A 26735-nucleotide genomic window follows, 5' to 3' on the forward strand; every position below is an offset into this window, starting at 1 on the left:
CAGGCTCGATCGCGAGCGGAGCACGCGTCCTATGCAAGCGCTTCTTCGTACGTTGCACATCGTCTCCTCACGCGGCGCCGCGATCAAGCCGGCTCCAGCCGCTGCGGCGGCTACTCGACCGCTTCTGCAACGACTCGCCCCGGGGTTCGTTCGCTGGTGCGTGGGCTCGGCGTTCGCCGTCGCGGCCGCCGGCGCGCAAGCGTACGGATTCTGCGACAACGAGCCGACCTCTCCGACCGGCGCCCCGTGCCAGCAGACCCGCGTCACCTATCGCAACCCATCGACGGACGTGATCGACCCCAACGCGATCGAAGCGGACTATTCCGACTACGACATGAGCGTTCGAGAGGTCGTCAGCAGCAGCAAGCTCGGTTTCACACTCGATCTCGACCACTTGGGTTTGAAGCCCGCCGCCAGCGCGCAAGAAGTGACGGTGTTCGAGCTCGGCATCCGGCAACAGACCTCGGGCGCGGCCGACAGCTTTTCGAGCGCCAACGCCGACCGCGTCCTGGCCGGAAACCTGGTTCGCTACCCCGACAATCGCCTCGCCCTGCACTTGGTCTGGCTGGACGCCGCAGCCGACTGGTCGAGTACGGACGGCACTCCGCCGCCGCCGATCGTCGAAGAAAACCTGTTGGCGATCGCGACCACGGCGCACCAGCTGCGTATCGAGCTGTTGCCGCAACGGAATTGGCAGGTCTTGGGCGTGACCGCCGAAGTCTTCGATTGGAATGCGCAAAGTAAAGCCAGGATCGTCGCCGACTATGCGATGTCGTCGGACCTGCAAAGCGCCCAGAACCTGCCCTTGCGCCTGCGTAGCGGCGTGATCCACGGCAACTTGCAGGGTCCGGGCATGACGACGTTCTATACCTTCGACCCGCCGTTCCACTGACCGCAGCGGCCGCGCCTCAGCGCCCTTTGCGGCACTCACGCAGGCGCTCGGCCTGCGGATCCTGCGGCAGGAATCGGTCCAGCGTTTCGAGCGCTTGGTCGAGTTGCGCCACGGCGGCGGGATCGCGCGAACCCGCTGGTCTCAAACAAGCCAACTCGCCGCGCGCCAGCGCCAGGTTGATGCCGCGCGGCGCCTTGTTCGCTTCGAAGCCGCGCAGGGCCTCGTTCAATACGTCCGCGGCAGCGGCGTCCCGGTGCAGGTCGCGCAGCGCCGAGCCGAGACCGAGCCGGTAGCCGGCAAGGTTCGCGTGCGTCGCCGGCAGGACTTTGGCCGCGATCTCCACCGCTTCGCGCAAATGCGCTTCCGCCGCACGCGCATCGTGCAGACGCAGCAGTAGCAGCAGGCCGACGTTGTACTCCGCCGCCGCGGCCTGCGGACTGGCGGCGCCGAAGACCGCGCGCTTGATCGTGAGCACTTGTTCGAACAAGGCGCGCGCGCGGCCGTAGTCGCCGGCCGCCTGCTCGATCGTCGCCAGCGTGTTCATCGCCGCGGCGGCCTGCGAGCTGGTGTCGCCGTAGATGCGCCGATAGATCGCCAGCCCGTCGTCGGCGAGTGGGCGCGCCTTCGCCGGATCGCCGTGTTCGCGCGCGAAGATGGCCAGATCGAGCGAGGCTTCGCCGAGCAGAACTTCGTCCCCCGGCAGGGTGAAGCGACTGCGCGGAAGATTTTCCGACATGATGCGAGCCGCCTCGTCGACTTCACCGGCTGCGCGCAAAGCGAACGCCAATCGCATCGCGGCACGCAGCGTGCGCACGTCCGTCTCGCCGTACAGGCGCTCGCAGATCTGCAGCCCTTGACGACGCAGGGCGACGGCTTCTTGCGGCCGCGCCAGCCCTTCGAGCGCCGTCGCTTCGATCGCGAGTGCGGCGGCGCGATCGTCGGCAGGCGGCGAACTGTCGAGCGCGTTCGCACGCCCAACTTTTTCGAGCGCTTCCGCGTAACGACCGCGCTGGTTGGCCAAGCGCGCGAGCTGGCGCAAGCTGCCGGCCCGCTCCGCCGCAACCGGCGGTTGCGCCGCTTCGCGCAAACTCGATGCGGCCAGCGCGAGCCGCTCGGCGGCATCGAGATCGTCGAGCGCGAAATAGGCGTCGCCGATGGTGGCGAGCAGGGTCGCGCGCATCGACGGTTCGTCGCGCAGGCTGGTCTCCAGTAGCCGCTGACCGCGCTGCAGCAACTCGACCGCGCTGACCGCGGGCGAGCGGGCGCGCTCGGGCTCGGTCGATTGGAACAGGCCGACCAGAAAATCCGCCACCCGTTGCGCGCGTGCGCGTTCGAACTGCGCCTCCTGCTCGCGCCGCTGCGCCTGATCGCGCTCCTGCGCGAGCTGACGATTCTTAAGACCGATCGAGACGATGAAGCCGACCACGATCGCGACCAACAACACACCAAGAACCGTAGACAACGCGTTGCGCCGGATGAATTTCGCGGCGCGATACGCCGGTTGCGCGCGGCGCACGCTGATCGGCCGCAGGTCGAGATGGAGCGCGATGTCGCGGTCGAGATGGTCGACCGAGGCGTAACGCAGGCGCGGTTCTTTCTGCAGCGCTCTCGCCACGATCGCGTCGAGGTCGCCGCGCAGGCGAGCCTGCAGCGCCGAAGCGCGCAATGCCCCGCGCTGCGCGGCCGATGCCGCGCTGACGTGACGGCTCGGCAGGCGCGGCGGATCGTTCAGCACTTCCCGCTCGATCTCGGCGAAGCTGGCTCGCTCCGAGCCGTACGGCCGTGTACCGCAGACGAGTTCGCACAGCAGCACGCCGAGCGCATGCACGTCGGTGGCCACGCTGCACGGCTCGTGGCGGAACTGCTCGGGCGCGGCCGCATGCGGAGACAAGAAGGTGCTGTGCGGGCCGCTGCGGCGATCCTCGCCGAGCGAAGTGGCGATGCCGAAGTCGAGCAGCTTGGGAACGCCGCTCTCACCGACCAGGATGTTCGCGGCCTTCAGATCGCAATGCACCACGAGGTTGGCATGCGCGTACTGCACGGCCGCGCAAACCTGCCGGAATAGACGCAGCCGGTCCGGCAACGGCAGCGCGCGCTGGTCGCAGTACGCCGTCAGTGCGACGCCGTCGACGTATTCCATCGCGAAGTACGGCACGCCCGAATCGTCTTCGCCGGCATCGATCAGCCGCGCGATGTTGGGATGCTCGAGCGCGGCCAGCACACGGCGCTCCTGCGCGAGGCGCAACGAGGCCTGCGCATCCAGTCCGGCGCGCGCCACCACCTTCAACGCGACGCGCTGCGTGACGGTGCCGTCGGCGCGCTCGGCCCGATACACCGCGCCCATGCCGCCGCGGCCGATCTCGGCCGTCACGACGAAGGCACCGAAGCGCCGGCCGGGCTCGACCTCTGGCCACAGACCGTCCAGAGCGCGGCCGACCCCTGCGGCTACGCGGTCGTCACCGGTGGCCGGTAACGCATCGTGCGAGCGCAGCAATGTGCGCACCTGCGCGAGGAGTTCGGTGTGACCGGCGCCGAGCGCATGCAGCCGGCGTTCGCGTTCGTCGGCGGGAAGCGCTTCCAAGGTTTCGAACAGAGCCTTGACCTGCTGCCACTCGCCGCGTTCGGCCGCCTCTTCGGTATCGCGAGCGGAGGGGTTCGACACGAGGGGTCCGCTCAAAGGGAAGCAAGCGGCTGCAGCCGGCTGTGCAGCCATGCACGCGCGAAATGCCAAGCGCGCTTGACCGTCCGTTCCGACAAGCCGAGCGCGATGCCGACCTCCTCTACGGTCATGCCGGCGAAATAGCGCAGCTCGACCACCTGCGCGCAGCGCGGGTCGACGCTCGACAATTCGTCCAACAGATTGTCCACTTCGATCAGATCGACGTATTGGGCGGCCGCGGGGCTTGCTCCGCCGTCGACGTCCTCCAGACTGACCGGACGCATGTCGCCGCCGCGCTTCTGCGCATGCCGCTCGCGAAAATGATCGGCGACGACTCGGCGCATGACGCGCGCCGCGATCGCCAGGAAATGAGCGCGGTTGCTGAACTCGGCCTGCTGTTCGAACAACTTCACGTAGGCCTCGCCGACCAGATCGGTCGGCTGCCAGGTCATCGTCTCGCTACGCCGCAATCGATGCGCGGCGAGGCGGCGCAACAACGGATAGAGACGGGTGACCAGAGCGTCTTCCGCGCCTGCTTCGCCCTGCTGCCAGCGCTGCAGCAGACCCGTGATATCGCCGCCGGCGTCGACCATGCCGCCATGTACCGGATCGACTATCCGTTTGCAAGCCTGCGAGGGCCGCGTCGCTGCCGTTCGCGTCGCGCTGAACGTTCGCGCCGATCGCGAGCGCGCTGTGGTTCGTCCTTCGCGCGTGCGGAGCTTCGCGCGCCGGCCGACATGACCTCTGGACGTTGGCGGGCGCAGGACGCTTCCACATACTCCGCTTCCCGGCAAACCTTCGGAGCTTCCTATGTGGACCGCTTGGACGGATCTGTTGGCGAGCGCGATGCAGGGATTGGCCGCTTCGTTCGGCTTGTCCGAAGCCGCGGCGATCGTCGTGCTCACCTTGCTCGCGCGCATCGCGCTGTCCCCGCTCTCCCTCGCCGCGGCTTATCAGGCGCAGCAAGGACGGCTCGCTCTCGCACGGCTGAAGCCATCGCTCGATCGTCTGCAGGAACGCTACAAGGACGATCCCGGCCAACGCGCCGCACGCACTCTCGCGCTCTATCGCGAACACGATGTTCGCTTCTTCGGCAGGCTCGGCCTGTTCAACGCCGGCGCGCAGACGGTGTTCGGACTCGGGCTGTTTCAGGCTCTGCACAAGCTCGCGTTCGAGTCGCGCTTCCTCTGGATCGCCAATCTCGCCAAGCCGGACTTTCTGCTTGCCCTGCTCGCGGGCACGTTCATGTACGTCGGCATGATGCTGCTGCCGGAAACCGCCAACACACCAATGTTGATCCTCGTGCCGGTTGCCGTGTCGGTGCTGACCTTGGCGTTCGCGCCGTCCGCACTCGGCGTCTACTGGGCCACCTCGAACGCGTTCAGCGTGCTGCACGCGTTCGCCCTGCGCGGCTTGCTGCGCCGTCCGACGCCCGCTCCGCGCAAGCGGCGGCCGCGGTGCTGACGAAACCGGGCGCTGCGCGAAATCGCCCGAGCCGGATATCATTGCCGCCGCGCCTGCCGCCACCGCGGCCCCGTAGCTCAGCTGGATAGAGCGCGCCCCTCCTAAGGGCGAGGTCGCCCGTTCAAATCGGGCCGGGGTCGCCAATGTTTTCAATATCTTACGAACTTAGCCCAACCCCCTTGGATTACTGCGTAAGTGTTGGGTAAGTGCGCGGAGACGACATGACGGACTTTTCGTGGCTCAACAACATTCCCGACGCACAATGGGCTCGCAGCGGGGTATCCCTTGAGAAAGAATTCACCGTTCAAGAGTTCGTCGCAAAGAGCAACTGCGGATCGAGCACTTGGCGCGGGGAATTCGATGCCTGGGGAACCGCCCAACCTCGTTGTTACAGATGGTGGCCGTCACCGCGGGGCATACTCGTCGTCGCGGATCCTGGAAAGATCTAGTTCTGACGGCTAGGTTCTGCGTTGCCGCTTGCCACCGGGTTCAGATCAATCACGCGCGCTTCGCTTCGTTCAAAGCCATCTCTCCGAACTTGCACTTCTCGATGATTTCGGGGACTGCTTGCTCGATCACCTTGGATGCGGCGTGCACGGTCTGGCCTGAGACACCCATGCGCGCGCCAGCCTTGTCACGAGCGCGGCCGGGCTCCTGGATCGGGGTGGACAAATTCCCCACACCCGATTTCCTATCGCCCCCCCCCGCGGACATACGTTTCCTTGCCTGCTCCCGCTCGTACTCCAAGAACCCAGCGGCGGTTCTGCGCGGTCAGGCAGTCTCGGGACTGGAAGCAGGCTTAACTGCAACATTCCGTTACGGCCATACTAAGTCCGCGAAGTGCCGATAGAGTGCTCGGCCAAGGAGATACGTATGGACAGGAATCGCAGTCTTCTCTACGTAAGCGCTGGTATCGGTGCGATCGCAGTCGCATTATTCTTTCTCGGCCGAGCCCATCCCGAGCTTCCGGCCCAAAGAGACGCACTGCCGCCTTCGGCAAGCACGCGCCCTCCCGCGCAATTGGATAGCCCTCAGGTGGGAGCGGCCACTCGATCCGTCCCTGCGCAGGCCAAAGCCGCCCCTGAGCGCGCCCACTCAACCCGTGATGCACCTATCAACATCGAGCCGCCGCGAGGCGACTATGGCTCGTTGATCCCTGATCTTCGTGAGCGCGCCAAAAACGGCGACGCTGAATCTGCTTACACGTTGTCTCGGCTCCTTCTCGATTGCCTTCTTGTAAACAAGGGGAAGCCCAGCGGATACGGTGCCGCAGATGCCGCGCCCGATCGCTGCAAAGGAGTCGACGTTTCAGACGCCAACGAAGCAAGACTTTGGCTTCAGCGTGCTGCGGAGAAGGGTGTTCTGGCGGCGCAGCTTTTGTACTGGAATTCCGCATCAGACCTGATTACCCCTGAGGACATGTTCCGCGATCCCAGAGGAGTACAGGAATACAAAGAGAAGGCTTTGTCATTGCTGACAAACGCGGCCTCCCAAGGGAGTGTCGAGGCCATGATCTCGCTTTCCGGCGCCTACTCCGACGGAGTCAACTCAGAAAAGAATCTCCAGCTGGCCTACGCGTACAGATATGCAGCGACCCTAGTTCGACCAGATTTGACCGACCCATCCACCATGTTTGAAGGAGAACTTTCACCCGACCAAATAAATAAGGCAAAGAGTATTGGCAGTAGCATCTTCAATCAATGCTGTAGATAGCTTACGAGCACATCAGGGAGAGCATGATCATGAGGAAACGCAATTTGTCGCTGGTAGTTGGGCTAGCGACGGCTGGAGTAATTGGTTTGGTGATCGCCGCTGGCTGGGGTCCGTACGGATGTACCGGGGCGTGTTCGGTAGCAGCCCCAAATCCGGATGCTAGCGCGGCAGATGCGCTAGCAAGATTGAACCCGGGAGTCGCAATCGGGGATGTAGTTATTATCTGCAACGGCAGCATGTGTACGGATTACACAAAGCAGCAAGACAATAAATACGCAGGTAGCAATCGAAGAGAGCAGACCCCACCGGGCGAGGTGCCTGATTTGCCGCCGCTCATCAGACCGCCAGGCAGTGGCGGCGGCGGTAACGATTCGGGCCCCGGCAACGGTGGCTCTGGGCCGGGCGGGTCGAATCCTCCGGGCGGTTGCTACGGAAACTGCGGTGGTGGTGGCGGCAACCCGAAGCCCATCGTCATTGTCTACCCGCCTCAATAAGTATTCCGTCGGGAACACTGTAGGACTCGCGCCGACTGTTGGTCGGCGTGAGTTGCGGGGGCGCAATCGCACCAGCGGCAAGAAAAGCGCCTAAGTCAGTCTAGGTCTGGAACCTCGCCAGCCTGGAAGTGGATCATCGGCTTCCCGTAGTCGCCGCCGTCTTAGTCGACATCCATCGAGAAGGCGACGATGGGTCCGTTGTTGTAGGGTCGGCTGACAGAATTGGGATGCCATCCCATCCTCATTGAGTTACGTTGATTTCTTGGCGTGTTCGGAACGAAGCGTCGCCAGATCGAACAAGAGCGTCCATTCGTTGCCGTCGTGCAACGCAGCGCCGTACTCGCCGGACAATAGCATCACACCATCGTTGACGGAGAGGTTGCCGCTGGAGTTGCTGATCGCAATGGGCACGTCAGCTTTGACGATCTTGCCGTCGCGCAACTGCCACAGGCCATAGTCGCTGGTCGCCCAAAGCGTATCAGCGAACCAGACCATGTCCCTAAATGGCAGGCTCAGGCTGTCTTCGTGGAAGAGTTCCCAGCGATCATCGTGGCCACGCCAGACGTTGCCGGATTGGGCGCCGATGTAGACATAACCATCGCTGCCACAGCACACGGATTCCAAGTACATGTTGGAGGGGAAGGCCACGCGGCGCCATGTCTTGCCGTTCCAGTGCCAGACGTTACCTCGATCACCCGCGCAATAAATGTCATTGACCGAAAACGCGTCGAAGTCATTGAAGCCGCAAACTCGATTATGGGCTTCCTTTTTTGACGGTAGTGGCGGATTTCCCCCGACAGCCAACCAGGTTTCCGCTCCTTCACGATAGCAAAGGCTGCGTAGACCTCCGCAAGCGTAGAGGCAGCCGAATAGAGTCTTTAGTCGCGTTATAGCGCCCCTCGACGCTTCCAGCTTTCCATTTGGGATATCCTTCTCTAAGCGATTCTCACCTCCACCAATGACGTAAACATGGCCGGCGAGGTCAACTCCAACGAATCGGGAATCTGGTTTAAGCGAGGCTCCGGCGTTCATGAGGGACATCCCTGTCATGCGTGTCCAGCCCCAAGCATCCTCCGGCTCGTCTAGAAAGCATGAGACGATGCTGGTGGTTCTTTCGTGGGGCGGTGGCGCAGGCTTTGAGTGGTCGTAAGTCGATAGAAGTGTCCAGTAGAGAATATTCCTATCTCGGACCACGCAATCGATGATGTGGTAGCTGTGGAAATGTTCTTTGTACTCGGTTTGCGACAAGATCATAGATTGGCTATAAACGTCTTCTGTATTAACATCCCGTTTTCTGGATGGATTCCTACCACTTATGTGGTGTAAGATTTCTTCTTAAAATAGGCGCTTATAGAATAAATCTTAGCGCATGCAGTAAATCCGCATCCTTAGGCCCAAGTCGCACAGGCCGAATTCCTTCTTAAGGGCACGGACTGGGAGGCTCCCAGCCCGCGCATTCCTCATGGAAAGATGATCGAGCCAGCGATCCGCTCGTTACGTAGGGTCGTTAGGTCATCGTAGATCTGATTGGCATTGATGCCCAGCCCATAGTTTCCGACGAACAACTCCGGTGTGAGCGCCGGAGCCCCGCTCGCGTGACTCACAAAGACTTCACCTCCAACGTTGGTCCAGACGGCAACGTCGTCAGCAGCGGCGTGAGAACGCAACGTCTTGGCGAGCACTCTTAAGTCTCCTAGTAGAGACCCAACTTCCAGAGTTCCGGCTTCCTTCAACGAACGCTTCATGGCAGAGACTCAGCGAAGACGCATCTGTGACTTGGCGGCAAGATCAGCACGCATGCGCCTTAGCTCCCACGTGGCGCACGCGCTCGACGAGCCGGGCGCGCGGTCTTAACAGCGCTCGAAGTCGAGTCGCGATTTCGGCGTGCATACATGTGCTTGATGACCCAGCCGGCTGAGAACCCAATCAACCCCACCAAGATTGCTGTCTCCACAGGATGATTCGACACGGCGCGCCGCGTGGAGCGGTTCGCCCGGTTCAATTGCGCGAGCGCTTCGTCGCGGAATGCGATTGCTGACTCCACCCCTGCTGCGCTCTGCCTGGAAACGCCATTCAGCATGTCTCGGAGCATGGTGGAAAGGCTGTCCCGCGCTCGCGCGAATTGTTCAATCGCATCGCTGATCGTTGCTTCTGTTTTCGTCACCATGTCTCTTGTCCTCCTCTGGAGCGGTTCACTTCGTGATTCGAAAGCCGACATGATCGTCAGCGTCATTGTTCTCCATCACGCTCCTATTTGTTCTCTCGGATTGCGATAGTACCGACAAGTTTTCCAGCGTCGCCTTCGCGCTCCGGGGGCTGAAAGTCGCGCACCTGCTAAGACCCGAAAGTCACGCAGCAGGCCCCGATCGGAAGCTGAGTCCAGCGCCAACAACACTGATGCAGTCGTGTGGACCGCCGCGTTCAAGCGGTTTTCGTCGGCGTAGATATCAAACCTACCCGCCGCCGCAGGAACGTCGCAGACAGTGCGTATCTCGGCACCATTACAGTTCCTGTCTTCCTGCAACAGCACTCGAATCTCTTCTGCGGGGGCCGAAGTCGTGAATGTCGCGAAACAGCGCATGCGTCGCTGTTCAATGGTATGCGTACCCATGGTCCAATCTCTCGAGAATTGCGAGATCAGGCGCAAGGTATCGGTACCATCATGAACGGTAGGTCGATGCGACCAGAGAGCGAACTGCACGTGGATCAGCGTGCGCCCGCAGCGTTCGATATGGAAGAAGGAAAGAGGTCGTTGCAACCTCGTCGCGCTTTGACATGGAGTTGCGTGGACCGAAATCAATGGCGAGATCGTCGGGCCTACGCCACACCAGATGAAGTACGATGTCCCTTATCTATGCGCATGATCGAAGAGTTGTTCAGATGAAGATTGAAAAGAGGCACCGTTACGTCAGCAGATGCGGACCCATCGCTTCGCCCGTGAGCGATCGCGCGACGTTCAAAGCGCTTGCCGCGGCCGAGAATGAGGTTCGGGCCACCCCTGTCGCGCCTCGCCAACACCCTGTGGCGCTGAAGCAGAGTCCAAACTGATAGAGGCGCCACGCTCGTCTACGGAGAGCGTCGTTGTCATCTCGCTAACCGATGGCGCGGTGTGTCTTTTGGCCGCGCGCGAGCAGTGCTCTGCTCAGCGCCTAGTCGAAGCCATTGCGGAACAGAAACAGCGTGTCGGTGTCCGTCACCGTGACGGCGCCAGAAGTCCGCGCAGACGTCGTACCGCAATGGGCGTGCTGGGCTGCTTCCAGAGCTGCGCACGCTCGTCAGCCCGCCTTGCGTCGAAACGCGATGATGTTCTCCGCCATGGCGGCAGCATCGATCGGCAGACCGTCTCCGTCAGTGGGCGGCCGTGCTGATGCCATGTGCACCATAGTCTCGAAAAAGTCCACGAGAGCGAGGCCGGGCATCACGGTACGAACGCATTGAATTCCGTCATCGGCAGCCTCGCGAAGCTTTGGATTCAATCTTGCGGCCAAGCCGATGGTGGCCGCGATGACGCCAGTCACGGCCATCATGTTTTTGTTCAAACTATCCAAGGCTTCGTTCAGCGCATTTAGGGCCTTGGCAACGTCCGCCGGGTTATCGGCTCGAAGGCTGGTACTTGCCTCGCTGGTTTCGTCCATCATCGACTCCTGGCTTCAATTTTCTGCAGCTCGGGCCGTACGAGGCGCGCGAGCTTCTCGGCGATCGTGTCTGCCGATCCGCCGATGACATCGCCCTGCACGTTTACCGCGACGCTGAAGTTTGAAGGCGCGGGCACGGAACCGGCTCCTTTCCCTGGGCCTGCAGTGGCTTCTCGATTCGAGGCGGCGGCAGCATCGGGGCGCGTAGAGTTCTCTGTCTGCTGCTTTCGAAGGTTCTCAAGCTTCAGGTCGTGGAGCTTGTTCTCTGCGTCGACCAGCTGCCGGTACTGCTCCGTGGTGTAGGTCGTACCGGTATCGAATTCGTCCTTGAGATCTCGCAACCGGCGCTCGTGCCGGATGGACTCGTCGGCCGTGTCGTCACCGGACAGCTGAGCGATCTGGCTGTTGACGTCATCGATCGCGTCCTGGAACCGCCGAAGGCTTTCCTCCTGCTTCTGCAACGAGTCGTCAACGCCCGTCATCGCGATGCGGACGCGGCGCTCGTATTCTTCGGCACCTACGCTGCCGCGCTCGTACAGCTCCCAGGCGTTCCGCAACAAGCGCTGCTGCTCGATCGTGAGGATCACGACGCTCTGCAGTTCGGATCGCGCTCCGGCCAGGTTCCCAGACGTGGATGAAGCAGCGCTCCCGATCGCACTCACGCTATCGGCTGCCCCTTCAGCGTTGTCCTTCAACTTGTTGGCCGCTTCCGAAGCGTCATCGATCTTGTCGGTGGCATCGCCAAAGGCGGTGCCCGTCTTGTTACCGGCCGCTTTGCCCGCCTCGCCCGCCTTGGACAGCGCATCGGACAGGCCGAAGACCGATGCTTGCGTTGCCAGATAGTCCTCAACCTGCTGCCGCTGCGCCTCGCTACTGTCCGCAACAGCAGCGCGTGCCGCGTCGGCGTACGCCTTGAAGGCTCGCACCACATCTTCCTGCGCTGCGGTTCCTTCCCGCGCCCCCTCGACGATGGCACCAAATGCCTCTCTGGCGTTGTCCCGAACCGCGTTGAGTTGCGCCTGCGAGCGGATGCCGAGCACGTCGAATTGGGACTTCAGCGGAGACAGATTCGACGTGATGGTCCGGATGCGTTCGTCCAGTTCGCGCCCGGCGGCGGCCATCTCACCAAAGCCGATGCGGCCGGTCTGTGCCGCGATCTTCAAAGCCGCGCCGAGGGCTTCCGCTTCCTCCTTGGTCTTGACGCCGGCCAGAGCCGAGTCGAAGGCGGCGGCGATCGTCTGTGCACTGGCCTGAGCGTTGGTCGCTACGGTATTGAACATGGCGATCGTATCGGCGCCCGACTTCGTGATCTTGGCGCCGGTGTCCTCCGCCTTGACGCCAAGGCGATCGAGCGCAGTTTCTAAAGTAGCTCTCAGTACAGCGCTGTTCTTCTCGGCGTTTCCGCCGACAGCATCGATCGCTGCCGTCGCCGTTGTCTGGAAGCGCAGCAGATCCGCGCCGGACAGTTTCTTGAGCGACTCCAACAGCGTCGCGTCGAGCGTAGCGGCTGCCTTGCCGCCCTGCGCTGCGACTGCATCGAACGCGACCGCGAAGTCCCCAACGTCCTGCGTGGGCTTCTTCAGATCGAAGCCATCGAACACTTGCCCGATCACTTCGGCTGCCGCCTTGGCGTCCTCCTTCACATCTCCCAGCTTGGCGACCATTGCTGCCGCGCCGGCGGTGAGACCCGAGGCTGCGGAAGCGCCTACCGCGGATGTCACGGCCAATTGCGCGTTAACCGCTGCGATCTCCGTCTCAACCTCGGCCAGCTTCTCCTTCGCGCCGGCGAGGGCCACCTCGTCCCTTGCGACTCGTGCCTCAGCGACGAGCGCCCGGTAGTACTGTTGAGCGCCCGCAAGCTGGTCGCCGTAGGAGCGGAGCTGGTCCGCGCCCTGCTGCTTCAGTTGCTCGGCAGATGCGATGGCGACGTCGGCGTACTGGCGATATTCGTTCTTGGCTGCGGCGATCCGCTCACCGAGCTTGGTGAAGGTGTCGGCTCGATCCTTGTCGACTTCCTGAGATCGCCGGCTCGTCTCCTCCAATTCATTGATCGCGTTGTAGAGCGCAACGACTTGCGTCAAGGCGAAGTCCACAGCGACAGCTGACACAGCGAACTTGATGCCGGACGGGATCGACCGAATCGCGACACCGAGCTTGCCGAAGGTTCCTGTGGCGGTTCCTGCTTCCACGGCTGCCGTCTTGGCAGCCTTCGCGGCAGCGAGCATCGCCGTAGCGTCGTCAAGAAACTTGCTGGCGATCTTGAGTCCGCGAAACAGCAAATAGGTCTTGCCGAGTTCGACCAAGGAGCCGCTGTAGTCGTAGACGAACCGCACGGCCGTCTTGATCGCATTGGCCGTGCCTACGATTCCGTCGCTGACCGACTTCGCCAGTTCCTTCAGTCGACCGGACTTAGCAGCTTCGGCAACCTCGTTGTTCAAGTCGCGGAGCTCGCCGCGAAACACATCGAGCGCGCCAGACTGAGCGATCTGTTCGAAGAACTCCCGTACGGAGTCCTTGACCTTCGTCATCTGTGCATCGAAGTCGCCCAGCTCGTCAGCAGCCGCTCCTGCGCGCAGCTTGCCCAGCTCAGTGACGAGGAGCTTGATCGAGTCGGTGCCCAGCTTTCCCTCGTTCGCCAGTTGCCGCACGCGATCGGCCGAGATGCCCATCGCTTTGCCGAGCAAATCGAACACCGGAACGCCCTGTTCGGTAATCGACACCAGCGCGCGCATGTTCACGCCGCCGCGAACGTTTGCCTTGCCGAGCGCTTCGATGGTTGCAATCAGACCTTCCTGCGATGCGTCGAGGGCTTGCTGATTGTCAATCAGTGCCTGCAAGGTTCCATCGAGCGGATCGAACCCCAGCTGCCGCAATCGGATCGCCGCGGCGCTGACTTCCTCGAACGAGTTGGGCACCGTCTTGGCGAAGTCGCGTACGCGCTGCAGCGCCACCGCTCCTGCCTCGATCCCACCGAACGCCGTTGCGAACTGCTTCTGAAGATCGTCAATGCGCTCGCCAGCATCGACGACACCGACGATACCGTCTTTGATCTTCTCCAGCCCCACGAAGGCAGCGAGCCCCGCCAGCGCTGTGCGAAGCCGGCCAAGGCCTTCAACCGATTTCGCAGAGGCTGCTGCGCTCTGATCGCCGATGCGCTTCACAGCACGAGCTGCCGCGTCGGACTCGACAGCGATGCGACGTTCTTCGTCCGCCAGACGATTGGCGTCAACGCCTGCTTTGACCAGTCCCGCCGAGGCGGCGTTGAGGGCCTTCTGCAAGGCCGCCTGTTTCTCGGTCAGTTGAGAAACTTGCCGGTCAGCCTTGGCGAATGCGGAAACGACCTTGCGGCTCGATTGGTCGGTGCGATCGAACTGCGTCTCCAGCGCAGCGACGCCTGACTTCGCTTCGGTCAGCGTCAGCGTCGTTTTCTGCAGTTCAACTTGCAGCCGCTTGAAGTTGTCGGCCGCGGCCTTCTGCTGAGACAGCTTGGCCAGCGCCCCGGCCATGCCTTCGATCTCACGCTCGGCGGCGCCACCCGCCTTGCCTGCATCGAGTAGGGACTTTGCGAGCTTCCCAAGCTCCGAATCGCCTTCCTGCCGGACGACGATTTTTAAAACTTCTTCGTAGGAATTCGTTGCCACAATTTGCTCCAGGACGCTCGAAGCGCCCAAAGGAGGAACTTCAGCCCTTGCAGATCAATACCTTACAAAAAATGGGAGATCGTCCACATGCTGCTGAAGTCCCAAAAGGCCGAAAAACGGTCAGAGGCTGCGGTCCTGGCCCCCCGCATGCGGTTTCCCTCTTTCAGGGACCCCGGCGTTTGCCGGTCAGGAGGTCGCCCGTCTTCCCCGTTTGGGGACCATCGCTTCGTCGTTCTCGATCTGCTGCAGGACTTCGGAGATGACGGCGTCGTCCGGACGTCTGTCTTTGGACCAGAGGGTCGCAAGGCCCTTATCCGCTTCAGCGGGGCCAACGTCAGGCAGGATCGCCGCTTCGTAGAGGGGGACGGGAGAGTCACCCCAGTCGGTTCGCTCTTCCTCAACTTCGATCTCGACAGCACCCTTCATCGTCTCGCCTTTGAGAGAGAAAAGTTCTGGGCTGTTTGTGGATTGAACGTATGGCTTGCCGAACCAAGGGTGGCCCCGCTCGGCCGGGCTCACCATTTTCTTCACCACCTCTGTCCATCTGCGCCGCGGGCGAACGCGAATGACATTGGGCGAGGCGACGTGCGGCCTTCCCTCTCGATCCAGCCGTCGGTTGTAGTCCGCGATCGCGATGTCGACGACGGACAAGCGCTGGAGGATGCTGGCGAGCTGCGGGGCCAGCTTGCTGTACTCGTGGATGAGAGATTCGCCCAGCAGTCGGGCACGGTTCGCGCAAGCAGCGAGGAGGTCTAAGCCTGCGGACTTCTGTGCTTCGATGGCCTCGACGTGCCGGCGCTCCAGCAGTTCGATGCGTTCCTGGATTCGGAACTGGCGTTGGCGTGAGGCGTTGATCTGCGACTCGACTCGATCGAGGGCTTCGTCGTCGCCGGCTTCAAGCGGGGCGACTCGCTGAGCGGCGAGCTCTTGCTCTACGTTCTGCTCAAGCAAAAGGCGGCGGCGTTCGTCATCGATACGCGCTTGAACATCATCGGGTGAAAGTGCGACGGTTTGCGATGCGGTGGTTGCGTTCACTACGGGGTTCTCCTGGTGGACCACTCTCAAGATAGGAGTGGCTCGGGAGAACCTGGCCGCGCATGGCCGCGATTGGCCGTGTGTGGCCAAAAATATTTTCTTGGCATCACCAGCTCAGTTAGAGCATAACTAACGGCTGGCCGATGTTGAGGACGCTAGTACCGACTTCGCAATCGTCAAAGTCACGCCCAGGCGGTCGTTGAGCCGCCACGACGTGGAAAAGAATCAATTGGCGCGCTGGTTGCCTATTTCTTCAGGTCGATCTCTACACGGACAGCGTTAATCACGTTGTCGAATCCCTGATCGAAGCTATTGGTGAGCTGCGTGTCTGCGCCACGTGCCTTATCCAACGAATTGACTTGCTCCGCACTGGCTCGTTTGAATTCGTCGGCGAAGGTCGAACTGGGTTTCGCAGGACCCTCAATCAACGTCTTTCCGGCCTGATCCGTCGCAAACTTCACGATGGGTCCCGCGCCCGGAACGTCCTTAACCACGTCCTTGATGCCCAAGGTCACGAGATCGCCGAACTGCTTGCGTGACGCCTCGGTGAACTTGTTCTCGTTTTCGAAACTGCTCTTCGCCTCGTAGGCTCCCCCGAGCACGGATCCCGTGAGCGCGCCGAACTGTCGCGCGGCCATGCCTTTCTCGAAGCCGTTCGCTCCGTTTTCAACACCCTTGAAGACTTCCGATGCCGCATCGCCGAGCGCCGTGCGAGCCGATGCCTGCAAATCTTTGCCATCGACCTTGAGTCCTTGTGCCTCCGGACTGAAGACAGTGTGCCCCAGGAACTGCCGCAATGGCGTCGTATCCGGAGTGAGTCCCTTGGTGGAAGCGTCCGTCAGTTCCTTGCTGTAGTTGTTGAACAGCCGAGCGGGGCCGGCCAGGGAGGTTTCCAGGTATCCCTTTTTGTCGGCATCGCGAATCGCGAGGTTCGAACTGTTCGAATTGCCTTGGAAAGGAGATTTCGCATTGAACTCGTTGAGGGTCTTGAATGCCGCCGCTCGTTCATCGTCCGAGCCGAGGTTCCGCGCGATCAATTCCTTGCTAGAAGTGAAAGCTTGATAGGCACCCAACCGATCCACATCGCGTTGGGCATCAGGTCTACCTTTGTCCTCCGATCGAGCCAGTAGAGCGCGCCCGAACGTCTCGACCGATCCGCCCGGCTCGTTGGCTCTCGGATCGTTCTGAAGGCCACGAATCATGCGTAGAGCGCCGGTCCCAAGATTGTTGCGATCGCTGACTTTCACCAAGTCGTCGCCAGTAATTCCTGTGCCCGGCTGAGATTTGCCGCTCTCCAAAGCGTGTCCAACCGCCCGCGCAGTCGTCGCGTCATCCTGTTGCACACCGCTATCAGCGAAGATGAAATCCGAACCCCCGCGCGGATTGCGCGCCGCCTGTTGAATGGTTCGATCCGTATTGGCATTGCCGCTTACCGAAGCGTTCGGCTGAAGCGTAGGAGCCAGTGGAGCATTGGCCGCTACGGCGGCAGAGGGATCGAGGTTCTGCTGATCAAGGCGTTTGGTTGCCGTGTTGAGAGCGTTGAGCGAATCCATAGCTGCTTTCCTAGATGCGGCGGGAACGATTTCTCACCAATAGTTGCATGTTGGATAGCTCGGGAAATCTAGGGTTGGCCCTAGGCTGCAGCATCGCCTGCTATCTGCTCGGAGTGCGAGATATGGCAAACGCATGTCGTACTAGTTCTCCCGACGCTAGTTCTCCTCGGTCCTTCGCGCTCAAAAACCGCCTATCCCGCGAGCGGATCTCGCCGGCAAATTTCCAGATAGTGATCGAGCGCTTCGATCGTGTACCAGACTCGGCCGCCGAGGATGTGGTAGGCAGGACCAGTTTGCTTGTCGCGCCAACGTCGCATCGTGCGCGGGGCTACGCCGAGGTAGGTGGCGGCTCCGCGCTCGTCCGTCATTCCACTGGCTGTTAAGCGAATCTGCGGCTTCAGCGCTACGACGGTCGCTTCATGCCGCACGGCGTCCCGCACGTTGGCCGCTGGCATCGAGGTTGCTCCAGTGCTGTCGTGAATGATGGGGGCGTTCAAATCGGTCATCTGATCAACTCCGATTGAGGATGTGCCCGTGACCAGCACGTGCAGTTCGTTGGCGTGCGCTAGCTGGCGCTCAAGGCCGCTTCGGATGCGATTGAGGTCTTCGGAGTCCTGCGCGCAGTTCCGCATGCGGGATCGGTCGGACCAGGCCTCGGTAGCCCTGCGCTTCAGCCAGTCCGCGTGCTCAGCGAAGTGCGGCTGAGCCCAGGTGTTGGCTGCGGGAGTCCCAACGGGATCGTCTCGGCTCGGCTCCCAGACATGGCCGGGCGTGCGGCCCCAAAGCTCTGCAGCATCGGCGCGCAACTGCTCGCGTGCGTCTCGGGACATGCTCGCGGATCGACGCTGTCGTTCGCTCAAGCGGGGCGATTTCTGAGTGCGACCTGTCATGCCTGGAGGTCTTCGCATTCGCCGAACCCTTGCAGAACCGTTGCCGAACGCTTGCGCGCATCTGCTAGCACACGCTTAGCACGTGCTTTCGCGAGGTCGATCGGCGCGCAGACCGGCCGCGGACGCGGACCTACCATCGGTCGCCACAGCGTAGGCACCACGACGATCAACACGCAGCCGCCGGCGAGTTGCTTGAACTGTGGCGGGTACTCTCGGAAGGCCCAACCCTGTCCGCGCTGTGCCCATCGCAGCAGGGTGGCGAGGTCGGCCGTCGTCTCCGGATGTCGGTTCATGTCGTTTCCTCGTTCGTCGTTCGGCGCGCGATGCTTAGAAGCCCAAGATCAGAAACTGACTGCGAGGAGCAAAAGCACACGCTTGGTATATATCTATAAGGTGGCCGGGAAATCAGGCGGCGAGAATTGCCGTTTCGCGTCCCGTTTCGTCCAGCTACGTTTTCTCGCTGCCGGGAAATCAGGCTGCAAGGCGTCTCGCCGCCTGTAAATCAGGCCTTCGCTGCCGGGAAATCAGGCCTGCGCTTTTTTCCTTCCAAAGGTGGCTCGCTTTGCGCTCAGCCGGCCAATCGTGCTTCCCGCCACAGTCGTCGATGGGCCAGATCGTCAGAGCGTAGAGCGTGCATCCAACATGCTTTCCACCTTGCCGGGTCTTGATAGCCCAGCCCTTCGCCTCCAGCGCCTTGAGCTTGCTACTGATGAGGTCGTGGTTACGCCACCCTCGCGCCGCCAGTTGTTCTCGCATGGCAGATAGCGCGCCGTTGTTGTTTCCTCGGTACTGACGTGCCAGCTCCATGAACATCTTCAATTCGTTTCCGCTGAGAGCAGCGAACTCCAGTGAGTCCGTGATCCAGTGGGGGATCGAGAGAAAGCTCGCCGTTGCCCCTTTCCCGGTGAGCTTGGCGCGCTTGTTCCAACGTGGTTCCATCGGGGTTCCTCAGCCCCGCCGCCGAGCGACGGGGCCTTGTTTTGTTGTCGAGGAGGTATCACGCTGAGCCAGGGAGTTACAGCTGTGCTTCCTGTGCCCTCTGCGCGCGCACGACTTCGCATCGCAATAGGTAGCGGAGCGCAGACTGGATATCGTTGTTGAATGTGTCGATGGTTACTTCTGGACTCACTAGTACGCTGGCGAGAGCCTGCGCACACCACAGGTGTTGCTCAGCGTCCTCGGTGTAGTTGCCGAGAAGGGGTTTTGCTCCATACGAGCTTGGGCATTCCGGCGTCTCCCTCAACACTTGGCCAGGTAGCGTCGCGGGTTGTGTCGCCCCTGCTTTGTGCGTAGCGTCTTTCATTGAAATTTCCTCGTTAGAGATTTCGACAGTTGTCATCTAAGCCCTGACGGTTGCTGCCGTTGGGGCTTTGTTTTTCAGACGTCTAGAAATCACTTTCCGGGGAGCTTGCATAGTTCGCTCACCTCGCTGAGAACCGTCGTTACGTCGGACATCAGCAGTCCAGCTGCAGCCATCAATCCGCCTCGAAAGAACGCGCCAATCGGGATGTAGTCCACACCCCCGCATGCCTCTACCTCATGCGTGTGCGTTTCGTCTCGCCGCAAGAGGGACATCAGTGCGATCGATGCAGACACGCGCTCCTCAACATCGAGGAGGCGGCTACGAACCTTCGGCTCCAGCGAGGTGTTGACCCATCGTTGGCGGTCTAACCCGAGTAGTCCTTCGTCGCTCAACGTCAGCACCGGCTTGCTGTGCTGCTGCGCTCCTCTCTTTCCACCATCTGCCATTGGTGTTCTCCTAGCGGGTCATGCCGCTCGTGTCGGCGGCGGATTGCTTGCTCCAGCACGTCAACGCGGACGCTTGCAGGGGTTGGACTGCTCGGAAGTCAGCAAGCCATCGGCGGGCCGTCGCGGGATGGACGCTCGCGGCGGTCGCTACGGACTTCGAAGTCGGAAGCCGACCTGACCGCTTAAGGCTGTCGGTGAGGAGCTTCCCAATCAGCAGGTGCTTTGCTCGGCGGGTCTTCATGCGGCCCTCCGTACGTAGCTTCTGCGGGGCTTGGGTAGCGGCAAAGACGCCTGCTCCAGGCGTTCGCCCCACTCGCGTACGGCGTCTGCGAGGGATGGCTGTAGGGCCGTAGAGCGCCTGCATGTGCAGGACAGCTGATGACGCTCGCCGACCTTTCCCGAGAACACGGGATCGCCTGTGCGGCCGCCCCAGGTCGTCGTATGCGTGGGTTCTCGTTGGCAGGTCGGGCAGCGAGAGAACGTGCTAAGGGGATGTCGCTGGCTGCGCTCGATCATGCGGCCGCCCTCCCCTTGCCTTCGGACTGCCGCTCAAGCTCGGCAATAAATGTCTCAAGGGCCTTGGCGGACACCATACGACGCCGTCCGGCCTTGAACGTCTTAAGGGAGCCATCGGCGATGGCGCGGTAAAGCCGCGTTCGCGTCAGGCCGGTTACTGCGCAAGCCGCCTCTACGGTGTAGGCGAGGCGGCATTCCATAGGCATTGTCATAAGTCTCCTTGCGTTGGTCAGATTTGTGCCTAGGTCCGTGGCACTCAGCGGAACGCCACTAAGATAGTGCCAACACTGATATAGTGTCAATACCCTTTACACTGAAACAGTGTCAAACTTCACCTCATGGACGACAGATCAGAAGTTCGCTCGCAACTACGTATTCCCGCAGATCTGCATGCGCGCATTACCGAGGCCGCTAGGCAATCGGGCCGATCGATGAACGCGGAAATCGTCTATCGGCTTGGCCAGTCTTTCGCCGAGTTCTTGTTTTTTCCTGCAGCAGCAGATGACGCGCCCGCTGAGATGGGCGAGCCTCCGACATCCAAAGAACTGGGCCTAGGTGCAATTGCCATGCTCGGCGCCCTGTTGAAACAGGCGTCACGAGTCGTGGAGTCTCTTGAAGACTCCTACGAAGAGGTCTCTGGTATGCGAATGGTGCGGTTCGAAGGAGAAGATTCAGATGCGCGCTCTGACGGTGAGAAGCGTCAGCCCGTCGATCATCGCCAAGAATCCAAACGCAGAAAGAAGACTTGAACACTATGCCTCCGTCCCGTCCCACTCATTGGGACGCTGGGGGCACGATAGGGACTTCAGCTACACCGAACAAAAGAGGGTTTAGCTGCTTTCCCCCTTATGACGCTTAGCCCAATACTGATCGCGCAGCGTGTATGCACTTCGATCGAAGCGCCAACGCCGCTTCAGCAATACGGCCGCGACCTCGAATGCGGACGAGCGATCTGTCGACTCACCAAGGGAGTACCCGCACTGATCGTGCAGATACTGAATTAATCCATTGATCGCGCCCACCACACCTAAGCGACTAGGTGGGTTACCTCGCTTCTTTCGCTCCAAGCCAAAGGCCTGCCCAAGAGTCAGGCCTTTTTCATCAGAAAAGCGATCAAGGGCGGCGAGCAGGAAGTCGCGAGATAACTCGTCAAGGATTCGTCCATCACGAACTTGTCGATGTATCCACCATAGATAGCTTCGTGCCGCAGAGATATCGCTACCGGAAAGCGCCTGTGCTAACGAGTCTTCGTCGGAGATCCCCATATATGGTTGCGCTGCAAACCAGACCTCATCTAGCTGTTCGTCAGTAAGGCTCTCAACGAATGCAGTTGGCTGCACCATACCTCAACCTCGATTCTCACCTGCGATCTGACTCAGGGAAATGAAGAAGTGTTTGTTACGGAAGGCATGCGTTGACGCTGCTAGAGTCAACTAACTTTTCGTAATCCTGGAAGGACTATGAGAAGTCCATAGGAAATTTCTATACCGCAAAGACATAACTCGCTGAGTCTGATCCTGGATTGTTGAACTAGGATGCATGGTTAGCTGCATCGAGCTTGATCGCTTAGTGGTTGAGCTAGAAAGTGACCACCCCAAATATCAACCGCAATATGAAGAGCACTGGCGCAAGCAAGGCGACGCAGAAGGGAAGAGTCGTGTCGGAAAACGCGTGTCGCGCCAGCGATGCGGTAAATGCAGCCTTCGAAACCATTCGAATCCGATCTTGCACGCTCATTTGCGTCCGCGCGTGGATTGTCTTCATGTAGTCATTGCTCAGATCCAGGTCCAATAGTCGCTGGGAGTAAGCGCCAAACTTCCCGGAAGCGGGCCTGCCATCACCCTCGCGCATCATCCTTTCAATCGTGTGGCTATTCACCAACAGGCTTCCCCTGTCCGATGCAGTCTCTTCGGGTAGGGATTCTGTATGTCTATCTCTTAGGGATGCCAAGAGAGTACCAATCCGCTTGTTATAAGCGGTCCATCTATTGCTTCTGGTGATCTCAGAATCTATGTCATCGAAGTACGGCTTGAATATCGGACGAGCGGAAAGCCAGAATCTCCAGAGAAAATATGCCCATGCAATCCAGATGCACAAGGCAAGAGCCCAAGGGCGACTGATATGGACCGCTCCGAACACAGTTGATGCATCGGAGGCGAATGTGCCGCCAGCGACATTGAAGATGATCAGCCCGATCGAGATAGCATAGAGGTCCCTTCGCGTCTTGTCGGTGTCTTTGCTGTCTGCCACCCGGGCATCCCCTGTAGTCGGTCTTCGCGTCGTTCTAAACGAGACTAGAGGTGGGTATCACCTACCTTCGTTGGATCCCTCGATCAACGGAGAAAGCTCCAACTTGGTATCCGCCGAAATGAATCCCATCGTGATGCCCGACCTAGTCTGGGTCCAGTAGGCTTCGCTAGTTATAAGCAACTTGGCTAGCGCGTCGTCGTCGATCGAACTTGAATCTTGCACCGGTCCAACCGAATCCGTCCCCGAGGCATCTACGCGCCGGATGCGCCGACCGAGAAGAGTCGATGTGCAAAGTGTTGTACGGCTTATCCCGCAGGACGCAATCAAACGATATCCGTCGGCTTTGTATAGGAGCGTATGGCTATTCAAACCGCCCAAGTACCCGACGACTAGGCCCTCTTCGCTGAGCCCTTGCAGCTGCAGCTTGATCGTTCCGACAACTCTTAGTTCCGTGCCACCGGCCATGACTCGATCGATGCGCCAAGCTCCGTAAATTGGCGCTGCATCGTCGACACCGGCGGAGACAGCGGTCCACACGAGACAACTAAGCAAAAGCGCAAGCGATCGAATCACTCTGATCTCCTAGTAACTTCGGCCTCCAGCTACAACCTTCTCTATCGCATTCCCTATATAGAACTCCGCTCGGACCACACACTGCGGGCGCTACGTTTTGTCCGCTGGAACTTCTAAGAGTAGCTCTGAAACCTCACCCCAGTGTAGTTGCAGAGGCCGCCATAGACGCCTCCATCCGCCCCGCGGGCTTAAGCTAGATCTGTAGCGGTTGATGCCTACCTAAACTCTACTAACCAACTTCTCCACGGCGGCCGCCTTGTGCTCAGGCGCAAGGTGCGCGTAACGCATCGTCATCGCGATGTCGCCGTGACCGAGCAGTTCGCGCACTGTGTTGAGGTCGACGCCGGCCATGACAAGATTGCTAGCGAACGTGTGCCGCAGATCGTGGAAGCGAAAGTTCTCGATCTCGGCCGCGGCGGTTAGAGCGTTCCAAGCCTTCTTCGGACATGCGATCGGGAACAGTCGGCCATCGCCCTTCTGCTGCTTCCGAAGCTTGCGCAGCACGTTGACAGCCTCGCTGTTCAGGGGCACGTGACGTGTCTTGCCCGATTTGGAGAATGCCGCCTGCACAGTAACAAGCTTGCCAGGCAGACTCACTTCAGCCCACGTGATCGACGTTAGTTCGCCACGGCGCAAGCCAGTGTTGAGCGCAACTAGAGTCATTGGTGTGATGTGATCGCAGAAACCCGTGATGGCCGGCAAGGCATCTCGGCCGCGCTCAGCACGCCACGCGTTTCCGGAGTCTCGACGCTGGCGATATCTCCCATCGCGCCGCTCCAGCGCGCTCCTTAGCGCCTTCTCCTCTGCTTTGCTGAGGAACCGCACACGGCTGTGATCTTCGCCCTTGGCACGCTTCACGGAGCGTAGAGGATTCTCAGCGATGACCTTCCACTCGACAGCCTTGGCCATCGCAGCTTTGATGCGCACGACATCGCGATTTACGGTCGCAGGGTTGATGCCGGCCTTTAGGCGCGCGGCCTGGTACTTCTCGACAGCGAAGGCTGTCACTTCGCTCATAGGCTTCTTCAGCAGGTCGGCGAACTCCTTCCGGATCACCGCTATGGTACGCACGCCAGTCTTGCGCTCTGCCTCCATCCAAGACGCATAGCTATCGGTGATGAAATCTCCGAATGTGACGATCTTGGATTTCGGAACGGGGCGCTCGCCCGTCTTGGCGAACTCGCCAATCTTGGCTTTCGCCTGTGTGCGCGCACCGTCCACCGTTAGTACCGGGTAGCGACCTAGTCGCACACGCACACCCCGGGCGAGTTCAACGTAGAACGATCTGACGCCAGAGGGCTGTACGCGGAGCATCAGGCCCGCAATGTCTACATCGCGGATCTCATAGGGTGATCCGAGAGGTTTTGCGCCGTCGACCACCTTGAGAGTTAGCTTGGCCCGCATCGTAAGTGCGTCCCTGTAAGTGCACGGTAAGTGATGCAGACAGAGTATCCGTAAACACACCGGGACGCACTAGGACTATAAATCAAAGACTTATGCCGTAGACCATTGATCTGAAAGGACCTTTAAAGCCCCTCCTAAGGGCGAGGTCGCCCGTTCGAATCGGGCCGGGGTCGCCAATAAACCCGCACTTTAGGCCAGGCCTTCGGCGAAGCATCTGCAGCCGTGTCAGCGACGTGCCAGCAAAACGACGATGGCTGAGCGACCCCGATGAAGGCAGAAGATCGCGCCTCCCCCGCGAAGCAGCTCGTCACCATCGACAGCCTCTATTCTGAGTTGCGGTCCTTGGGACTTGAATCGGGTGATGTCGTTCTCGTGCACTCATCCCTGAAATCGCTGGGGTGGGTCAACGGTGGTGCCGTCGCCGTGGTGCAAGCGCTGCTTCGGGCGGTAGCCGATGATGGAACCGTCGTCATGCCCACCCAGTCGAACAGTTGGACCGATCCGGCGAATTGGGCAGCACCGCCTGTCCCTGAGGGGTGGCTGCGAGCGATCCGCGACACCATGCCGGCCTACGATCCGCAAATCACCCCGACACAGAATATGGGATCAGTCGCCGAATTGTTTCGCACCTGGCCGGGCGCAGTCCGCAGCGGCCATCCATCCTCCTCGTTCGCGGCGCTTGGCCCTCTCGCAATGCAGATCATCAGTGATCATCGTTTGGATGACCCGTTGGGCAATAGCTCCCCGCTGGGAAAGCTGTATCAGCTGAGGGCAAAGATTCTGCTGATGGGAGTGGATTTCGACACATGCACCGCGTTGCATTTTGCCGAGAGCATCGCATGGCCCAATCGGCCGACGGTTCGCGAAGGCGCGCCTCTGATGGTCGACGGGGAAAGGCGATGGGTTTCTTTCGACATACCGCAGCTGGTCGACAGCGACGCTTTTCTCCCCATAGGAGCCAGCGCAATGCGCACTGGACTGGCTGCGGTCGGTCGGTTGGGGAATGGACGGGGCGTCCTTGTGGGGATGCGGCAACTGGTCGATCATGCCGTCAACGTTTGGTCTTCCGATCGAAGCTCCACTCCGGATGGATAGAGGTCAGGGGGCGGCGACTGCTTGTTCCGGCAGTGGTGCGATGGATACCGCAGGGACACGCAGTATCACCGCGCGCCGCCGCGCGCTCCGAGTTGGCAGCCTGGTCCGTGGCAGATGATCTATGACGATGCGACCTACGATCGCGGTGGTAGTGGAGGCGGCGGTGGTGGCACCGTAATCGTGCATCCACCGATCGCGGAGCAGAATCCCGAGTAGGCGCCGATCGACCGAAACACATGCAAGCAGCACACGACGGCTCCTTTGTGGAGCCGTCGTCATTTGTGGCGCCATCAAACGGACACCTACTGCTGGCTCAGCCAATGCCTGACGCAGCCAGCCGCCGCAGGCTGCGCATAGGGTGATACCGAGCGGGAGAAGCTTCGCGGTCGTGGGACCGGTCTGCGCGTAGTTTCCATGCCAGCAACGACCGTGCGGCCTTGTCTTACGGAGCGCGACCGCGACGCAGGCCAATCCAGCGCGCCGAAACGGCGATCTACAATCGGCACGCCTAACGAGACAGACGACGAGCGTTTGCTCTCACTCTGCGCACATACGGCGCAGTGCCGCTGCTGGCGAGGTCGGCCAGCGCCGACTGTGTCAGCGAACTGAATGCAGCCGCACGTGCCCGGCCGCCCAGCCACGGATTCATGCATAGCATTGCGAACTTCGCATTGAAGCGCATGGCGGCGATGGACATTGCCGCAAGCGATTCGGCGAAGGCCTCCGCCTTTTCCTGCACCATGCGACTCATCTCGCGCTCAGTGGAAGGCGTAAGAACTCCTCCAGCAGCCGCCATCTTCGACGTGCGCTGAGCAATGACCATGGGAGCCGTCAACATCAGCCCGCCGATTTGCTTGGTCGCGCGAGCTTGTTTCTTCAAAGAGCGAATGCTCAAGGGAATCCAATTCTGCTGCCCGGGATGGACGCCGGCCACTCTATACGCGCCTGATGAATAGGAGCCCTTCCTCCACCCAGGCTGCGCGCAGAACGTTGACGGCTCGGCACGCTCACTATCAATCCAGCCTGCGAACGAACAGGTGCGAAAGATTTTCTCGTGGGTCAGTATTTATTCCGCTTCGAGATCTTGAGGCCTACTGCCGTTTCGCGCTGCGCGGCCATTCGGACGCATGTCGCTTCTTGGCTTGCAGCTTGCAGTCTCCGTTTAGCAAGGC

The 26735-nt window shown here is 60.8% G+C and carries 24 protein-coding genes and 1 tRNA gene; 6 read left to right on the forward strand and 19 right to left on the reverse strand.

Going from position 1 to position 26735, the window contains the following annotated elements:
• The first annotated feature begins 31 nt into the window (after window positions 1–31).
• A complete protein-coding gene (locus AC3QL3_RS12885) occupies window positions 32–892 on the forward strand; it encodes a hypothetical protein (RefSeq protein ID WP_492894190.1) in 861 nt (286 codons plus the stop codon).
• A 16-nt stretch (window positions 893–908) separates the two neighbouring features.
• Here AC3QL3_RS12885 and AC3QL3_RS12890 read toward each other — a convergent pair whose 3' ends face one another.
• Together AC3QL3_RS12890 and AC3QL3_RS12895 are read right to left on the reverse strand one after the other, a co-directional pair.
• Window positions 909–3554 carry a serine/threonine-protein kinase gene (locus AC3QL3_RS12890; RefSeq protein WP_492894192.1) on the reverse strand — a complete coding sequence of 882 codons (2646 nt, stop codon included), beginning with the start codon at window positions 3552–3554 and terminating at the stop codon, window positions 909–911.
• A gap of 11 nt (window positions 3555–3565) precedes the next feature.
• Window positions 3566–4144, reverse strand: coding sequence for an ECF-type sigma factor (locus AC3QL3_RS12895; RefSeq protein WP_492894194.1), 579 nt, complete (start codon window positions 4142–4144; stop codon window positions 3566–3568).
• Window positions 4145–4361: 217 nt separating this feature from the next.
• Between AC3QL3_RS12895 and AC3QL3_RS12900 the strand changes: the two genes are divergently transcribed.
• Both AC3QL3_RS12900 and AC3QL3_RS12905 read left to right on the forward strand, forming a co-directional pair.
• The gene (locus tag AC3QL3_RS12900) at window positions 4362–5015 is read left to right on the forward strand and encodes a YidC/Oxa1 family membrane protein insertase (RefSeq protein WP_492894196.1); all 654 of its coding nucleotides are present in this window, start codon (window positions 4362–4364) and stop codon (window positions 5013–5015) included.
• A gap of 66 nt (window positions 5016–5081) precedes the next feature.
• Window positions 5082–5158 (forward strand) — tRNA-Arg (locus AC3QL3_RS12905).
• A gap of 355 nt (window positions 5159–5513) precedes the next feature.
• Here the strand turns inward: AC3QL3_RS12905 and AC3QL3_RS12910 are convergent.
• Complete coding sequence (locus AC3QL3_RS12910; RefSeq protein WP_492894198.1) at window positions 5514–5687, reverse strand: hypothetical protein; 174 nt, start codon at window positions 5685–5687, stop codon at window positions 5514–5516.
• A 201-nt stretch (window positions 5688–5888) separates the two neighbouring features.
• On the opposite strand from AC3QL3_RS12910, the gene AC3QL3_RS12915 reads away from it, so the two are divergent.
• A complete protein-coding gene (locus AC3QL3_RS12915) occupies window positions 5889–6728 on the forward strand; it encodes an SEL1-like repeat protein (protein WP_492894200.1) in 840 nt (279 codons plus the stop codon).
• Between the two features lie 743 nt (window positions 6729–7471).
• Here AC3QL3_RS12915 and AC3QL3_RS12920 read toward each other — a convergent pair.
• The 12 genes from AC3QL3_RS12920 to AC3QL3_RS12975 form a co-directional block, all read right to left on the reverse strand.
• Window positions 7472–8254, reverse strand: a complete 783-nt coding sequence (locus AC3QL3_RS12920) for a WD40/YVTN/BNR-like repeat-containing protein (protein ID WP_492894202.1) — start codon at window positions 8252–8254, stop codon at window positions 7472–7474.
• A gap of 428 nt (window positions 8255–8682) precedes the next feature.
• On the reverse strand, window positions 8683–8967 hold the full coding sequence (locus tag AC3QL3_RS12925) for a hypothetical protein (RefSeq protein WP_492894204.1): 285 nt from the start codon (window positions 8965–8967) through the stop codon (window positions 8683–8685).
• A gap of 59 nt (window positions 8968–9026) precedes the next feature.
• Entirely contained in the window at window positions 9027–9455 is a 429-nt protein-coding gene (locus tag AC3QL3_RS12930; RefSeq protein WP_492894206.1) for a hypothetical protein, read from the reverse strand.
• A 1042-nt stretch (window positions 9456–10497) separates the two neighbouring features.
• Complete coding sequence (locus tag AC3QL3_RS12935) at window positions 10498–10857, reverse strand: hypothetical protein (RefSeq protein WP_492894208.1); 360 nt, start codon at window positions 10855–10857, stop codon at window positions 10498–10500.
• The gene (locus AC3QL3_RS12940) at window positions 10857–14498 is read right to left on the reverse strand and encodes a tape measure protein (RefSeq protein WP_492894210.1); all 3642 of its coding nucleotides are present in this window, start codon (window positions 14496–14498) and stop codon (window positions 10857–10859) included. The genes AC3QL3_RS12935 and AC3QL3_RS12940 overlap by 1 nt, the downstream gene beginning before the upstream one ends.
• Before the next feature lie 186 nt (window positions 14499–14684).
• Window positions 14685–15533 (reverse strand): hypothetical protein, encoded by an 849-nt coding sequence (locus tag AC3QL3_RS12945; RefSeq protein ID WP_492894212.1) that lies wholly within the window; start codon window positions 15531–15533, stop codon window positions 14685–14687.
• A 245-nt stretch (window positions 15534–15778) separates the two neighbouring features.
• Complete coding sequence (locus AC3QL3_RS12950) at window positions 15779–17086, reverse strand: hypothetical protein (protein ID WP_492894214.1); 1308 nt, start codon at window positions 17084–17086, stop codon at window positions 15779–15781.
• Between the two features lie 191 nt (window positions 17087–17277).
• Window positions 17278–17916 carry a helix-turn-helix domain-containing protein gene (locus AC3QL3_RS12955; RefSeq protein WP_492894216.1) on the reverse strand — a complete coding sequence of 213 codons (639 nt, stop codon included), beginning with the start codon at window positions 17914–17916 and terminating at the stop codon, window positions 17278–17280.
• A gap of 56 nt (window positions 17917–17972) precedes the next feature.
• Window positions 17973–18269, reverse strand: coding sequence for a hypothetical protein (locus AC3QL3_RS12960; protein WP_492894218.1), 297 nt, complete (start codon window positions 18267–18269; stop codon window positions 17973–17975).
• A 178-nt stretch (window positions 18270–18447) separates the two neighbouring features.
• Complete coding sequence (locus AC3QL3_RS12965) at window positions 18448–18915, reverse strand: hypothetical protein (protein WP_492894220.1); 468 nt, start codon at window positions 18913–18915, stop codon at window positions 18448–18450.
• Window positions 18916–19368: 453 nt separating this feature from the next.
• Window positions 19369–19725, reverse strand: coding sequence for a hypothetical protein (locus AC3QL3_RS12970; protein WP_492894222.1), 357 nt, complete (start codon window positions 19723–19725; stop codon window positions 19369–19371).
• Between the two features lie 512 nt (window positions 19726–20237).
• Window positions 20238–20453: a helix-turn-helix domain-containing protein gene (locus AC3QL3_RS12975; protein WP_492894224.1), complete on the reverse strand. Its 216-nt coding sequence runs from the start codon at window positions 20451–20453 to the stop codon at window positions 20238–20240.
• A 126-nt stretch (window positions 20454–20579) separates the two neighbouring features.
• Here AC3QL3_RS12975 and AC3QL3_RS12980 point away from each other — a divergent pair, with 126 nt between their 5' ends.
• A complete protein-coding gene (locus AC3QL3_RS12980; protein WP_492894226.1) occupies window positions 20580–20990 on the forward strand; it encodes an Arc family DNA-binding protein in 411 nt (136 codons plus the stop codon).
• A gap of 81 nt (window positions 20991–21071) precedes the next feature.
• On the opposite strand, the gene AC3QL3_RS12985 is transcribed toward AC3QL3_RS12980, so the two are convergent.
• From AC3QL3_RS12985 to AC3QL3_RS12995, 3 genes are all read right to left on the reverse strand, one after another.
• On the reverse strand, window positions 21072–21584 hold the full coding sequence (locus AC3QL3_RS12985) for a hypothetical protein (RefSeq protein ID WP_492894228.1): 513 nt from the start codon (window positions 21582–21584) through the stop codon (window positions 21072–21074).
• Between the two features lie 235 nt (window positions 21585–21819).
• Window positions 21820–22491: a hypothetical protein gene (locus tag AC3QL3_RS12990; RefSeq protein ID WP_492894230.1), complete on the reverse strand. Its 672-nt coding sequence runs from the start codon at window positions 22489–22491 to the stop codon at window positions 21820–21822.
• 792 nt (window positions 22492–23283) lie between these two features.
• On the reverse strand, window positions 23284–24468 hold the full coding sequence (locus AC3QL3_RS12995; protein ID WP_492894232.1) for a site-specific integrase: 1185 nt from the start codon (window positions 24466–24468) through the stop codon (window positions 23284–23286).
• A 267-nt stretch (window positions 24469–24735) separates the two neighbouring features.
• Here AC3QL3_RS12995 and AC3QL3_RS13000 point away from each other — a divergent pair, with 267 nt between their 5' ends.
• Window positions 24736–25563: an AAC(3) family N-acetyltransferase gene (locus tag AC3QL3_RS13000; protein ID WP_492894234.1), complete on the forward strand. Its 828-nt coding sequence runs from the start codon at window positions 24736–24738 to the stop codon at window positions 25561–25563.
• Window positions 25564–26071: 508 nt separating this feature from the next.
• Here the strand turns inward: AC3QL3_RS13000 and AC3QL3_RS13005 are convergent.
• Complete coding sequence (locus AC3QL3_RS13005) at window positions 26072–26458, reverse strand: hypothetical protein (RefSeq protein WP_492894236.1); 387 nt, start codon at window positions 26456–26458, stop codon at window positions 26072–26074.
• Between the last annotated feature and the right edge of the window lie 277 nt (window positions 26459–26735).

It is taken from the genome of Dokdonella sp. GW821-FHT11D02 (genome assembly GCF_058808595.1).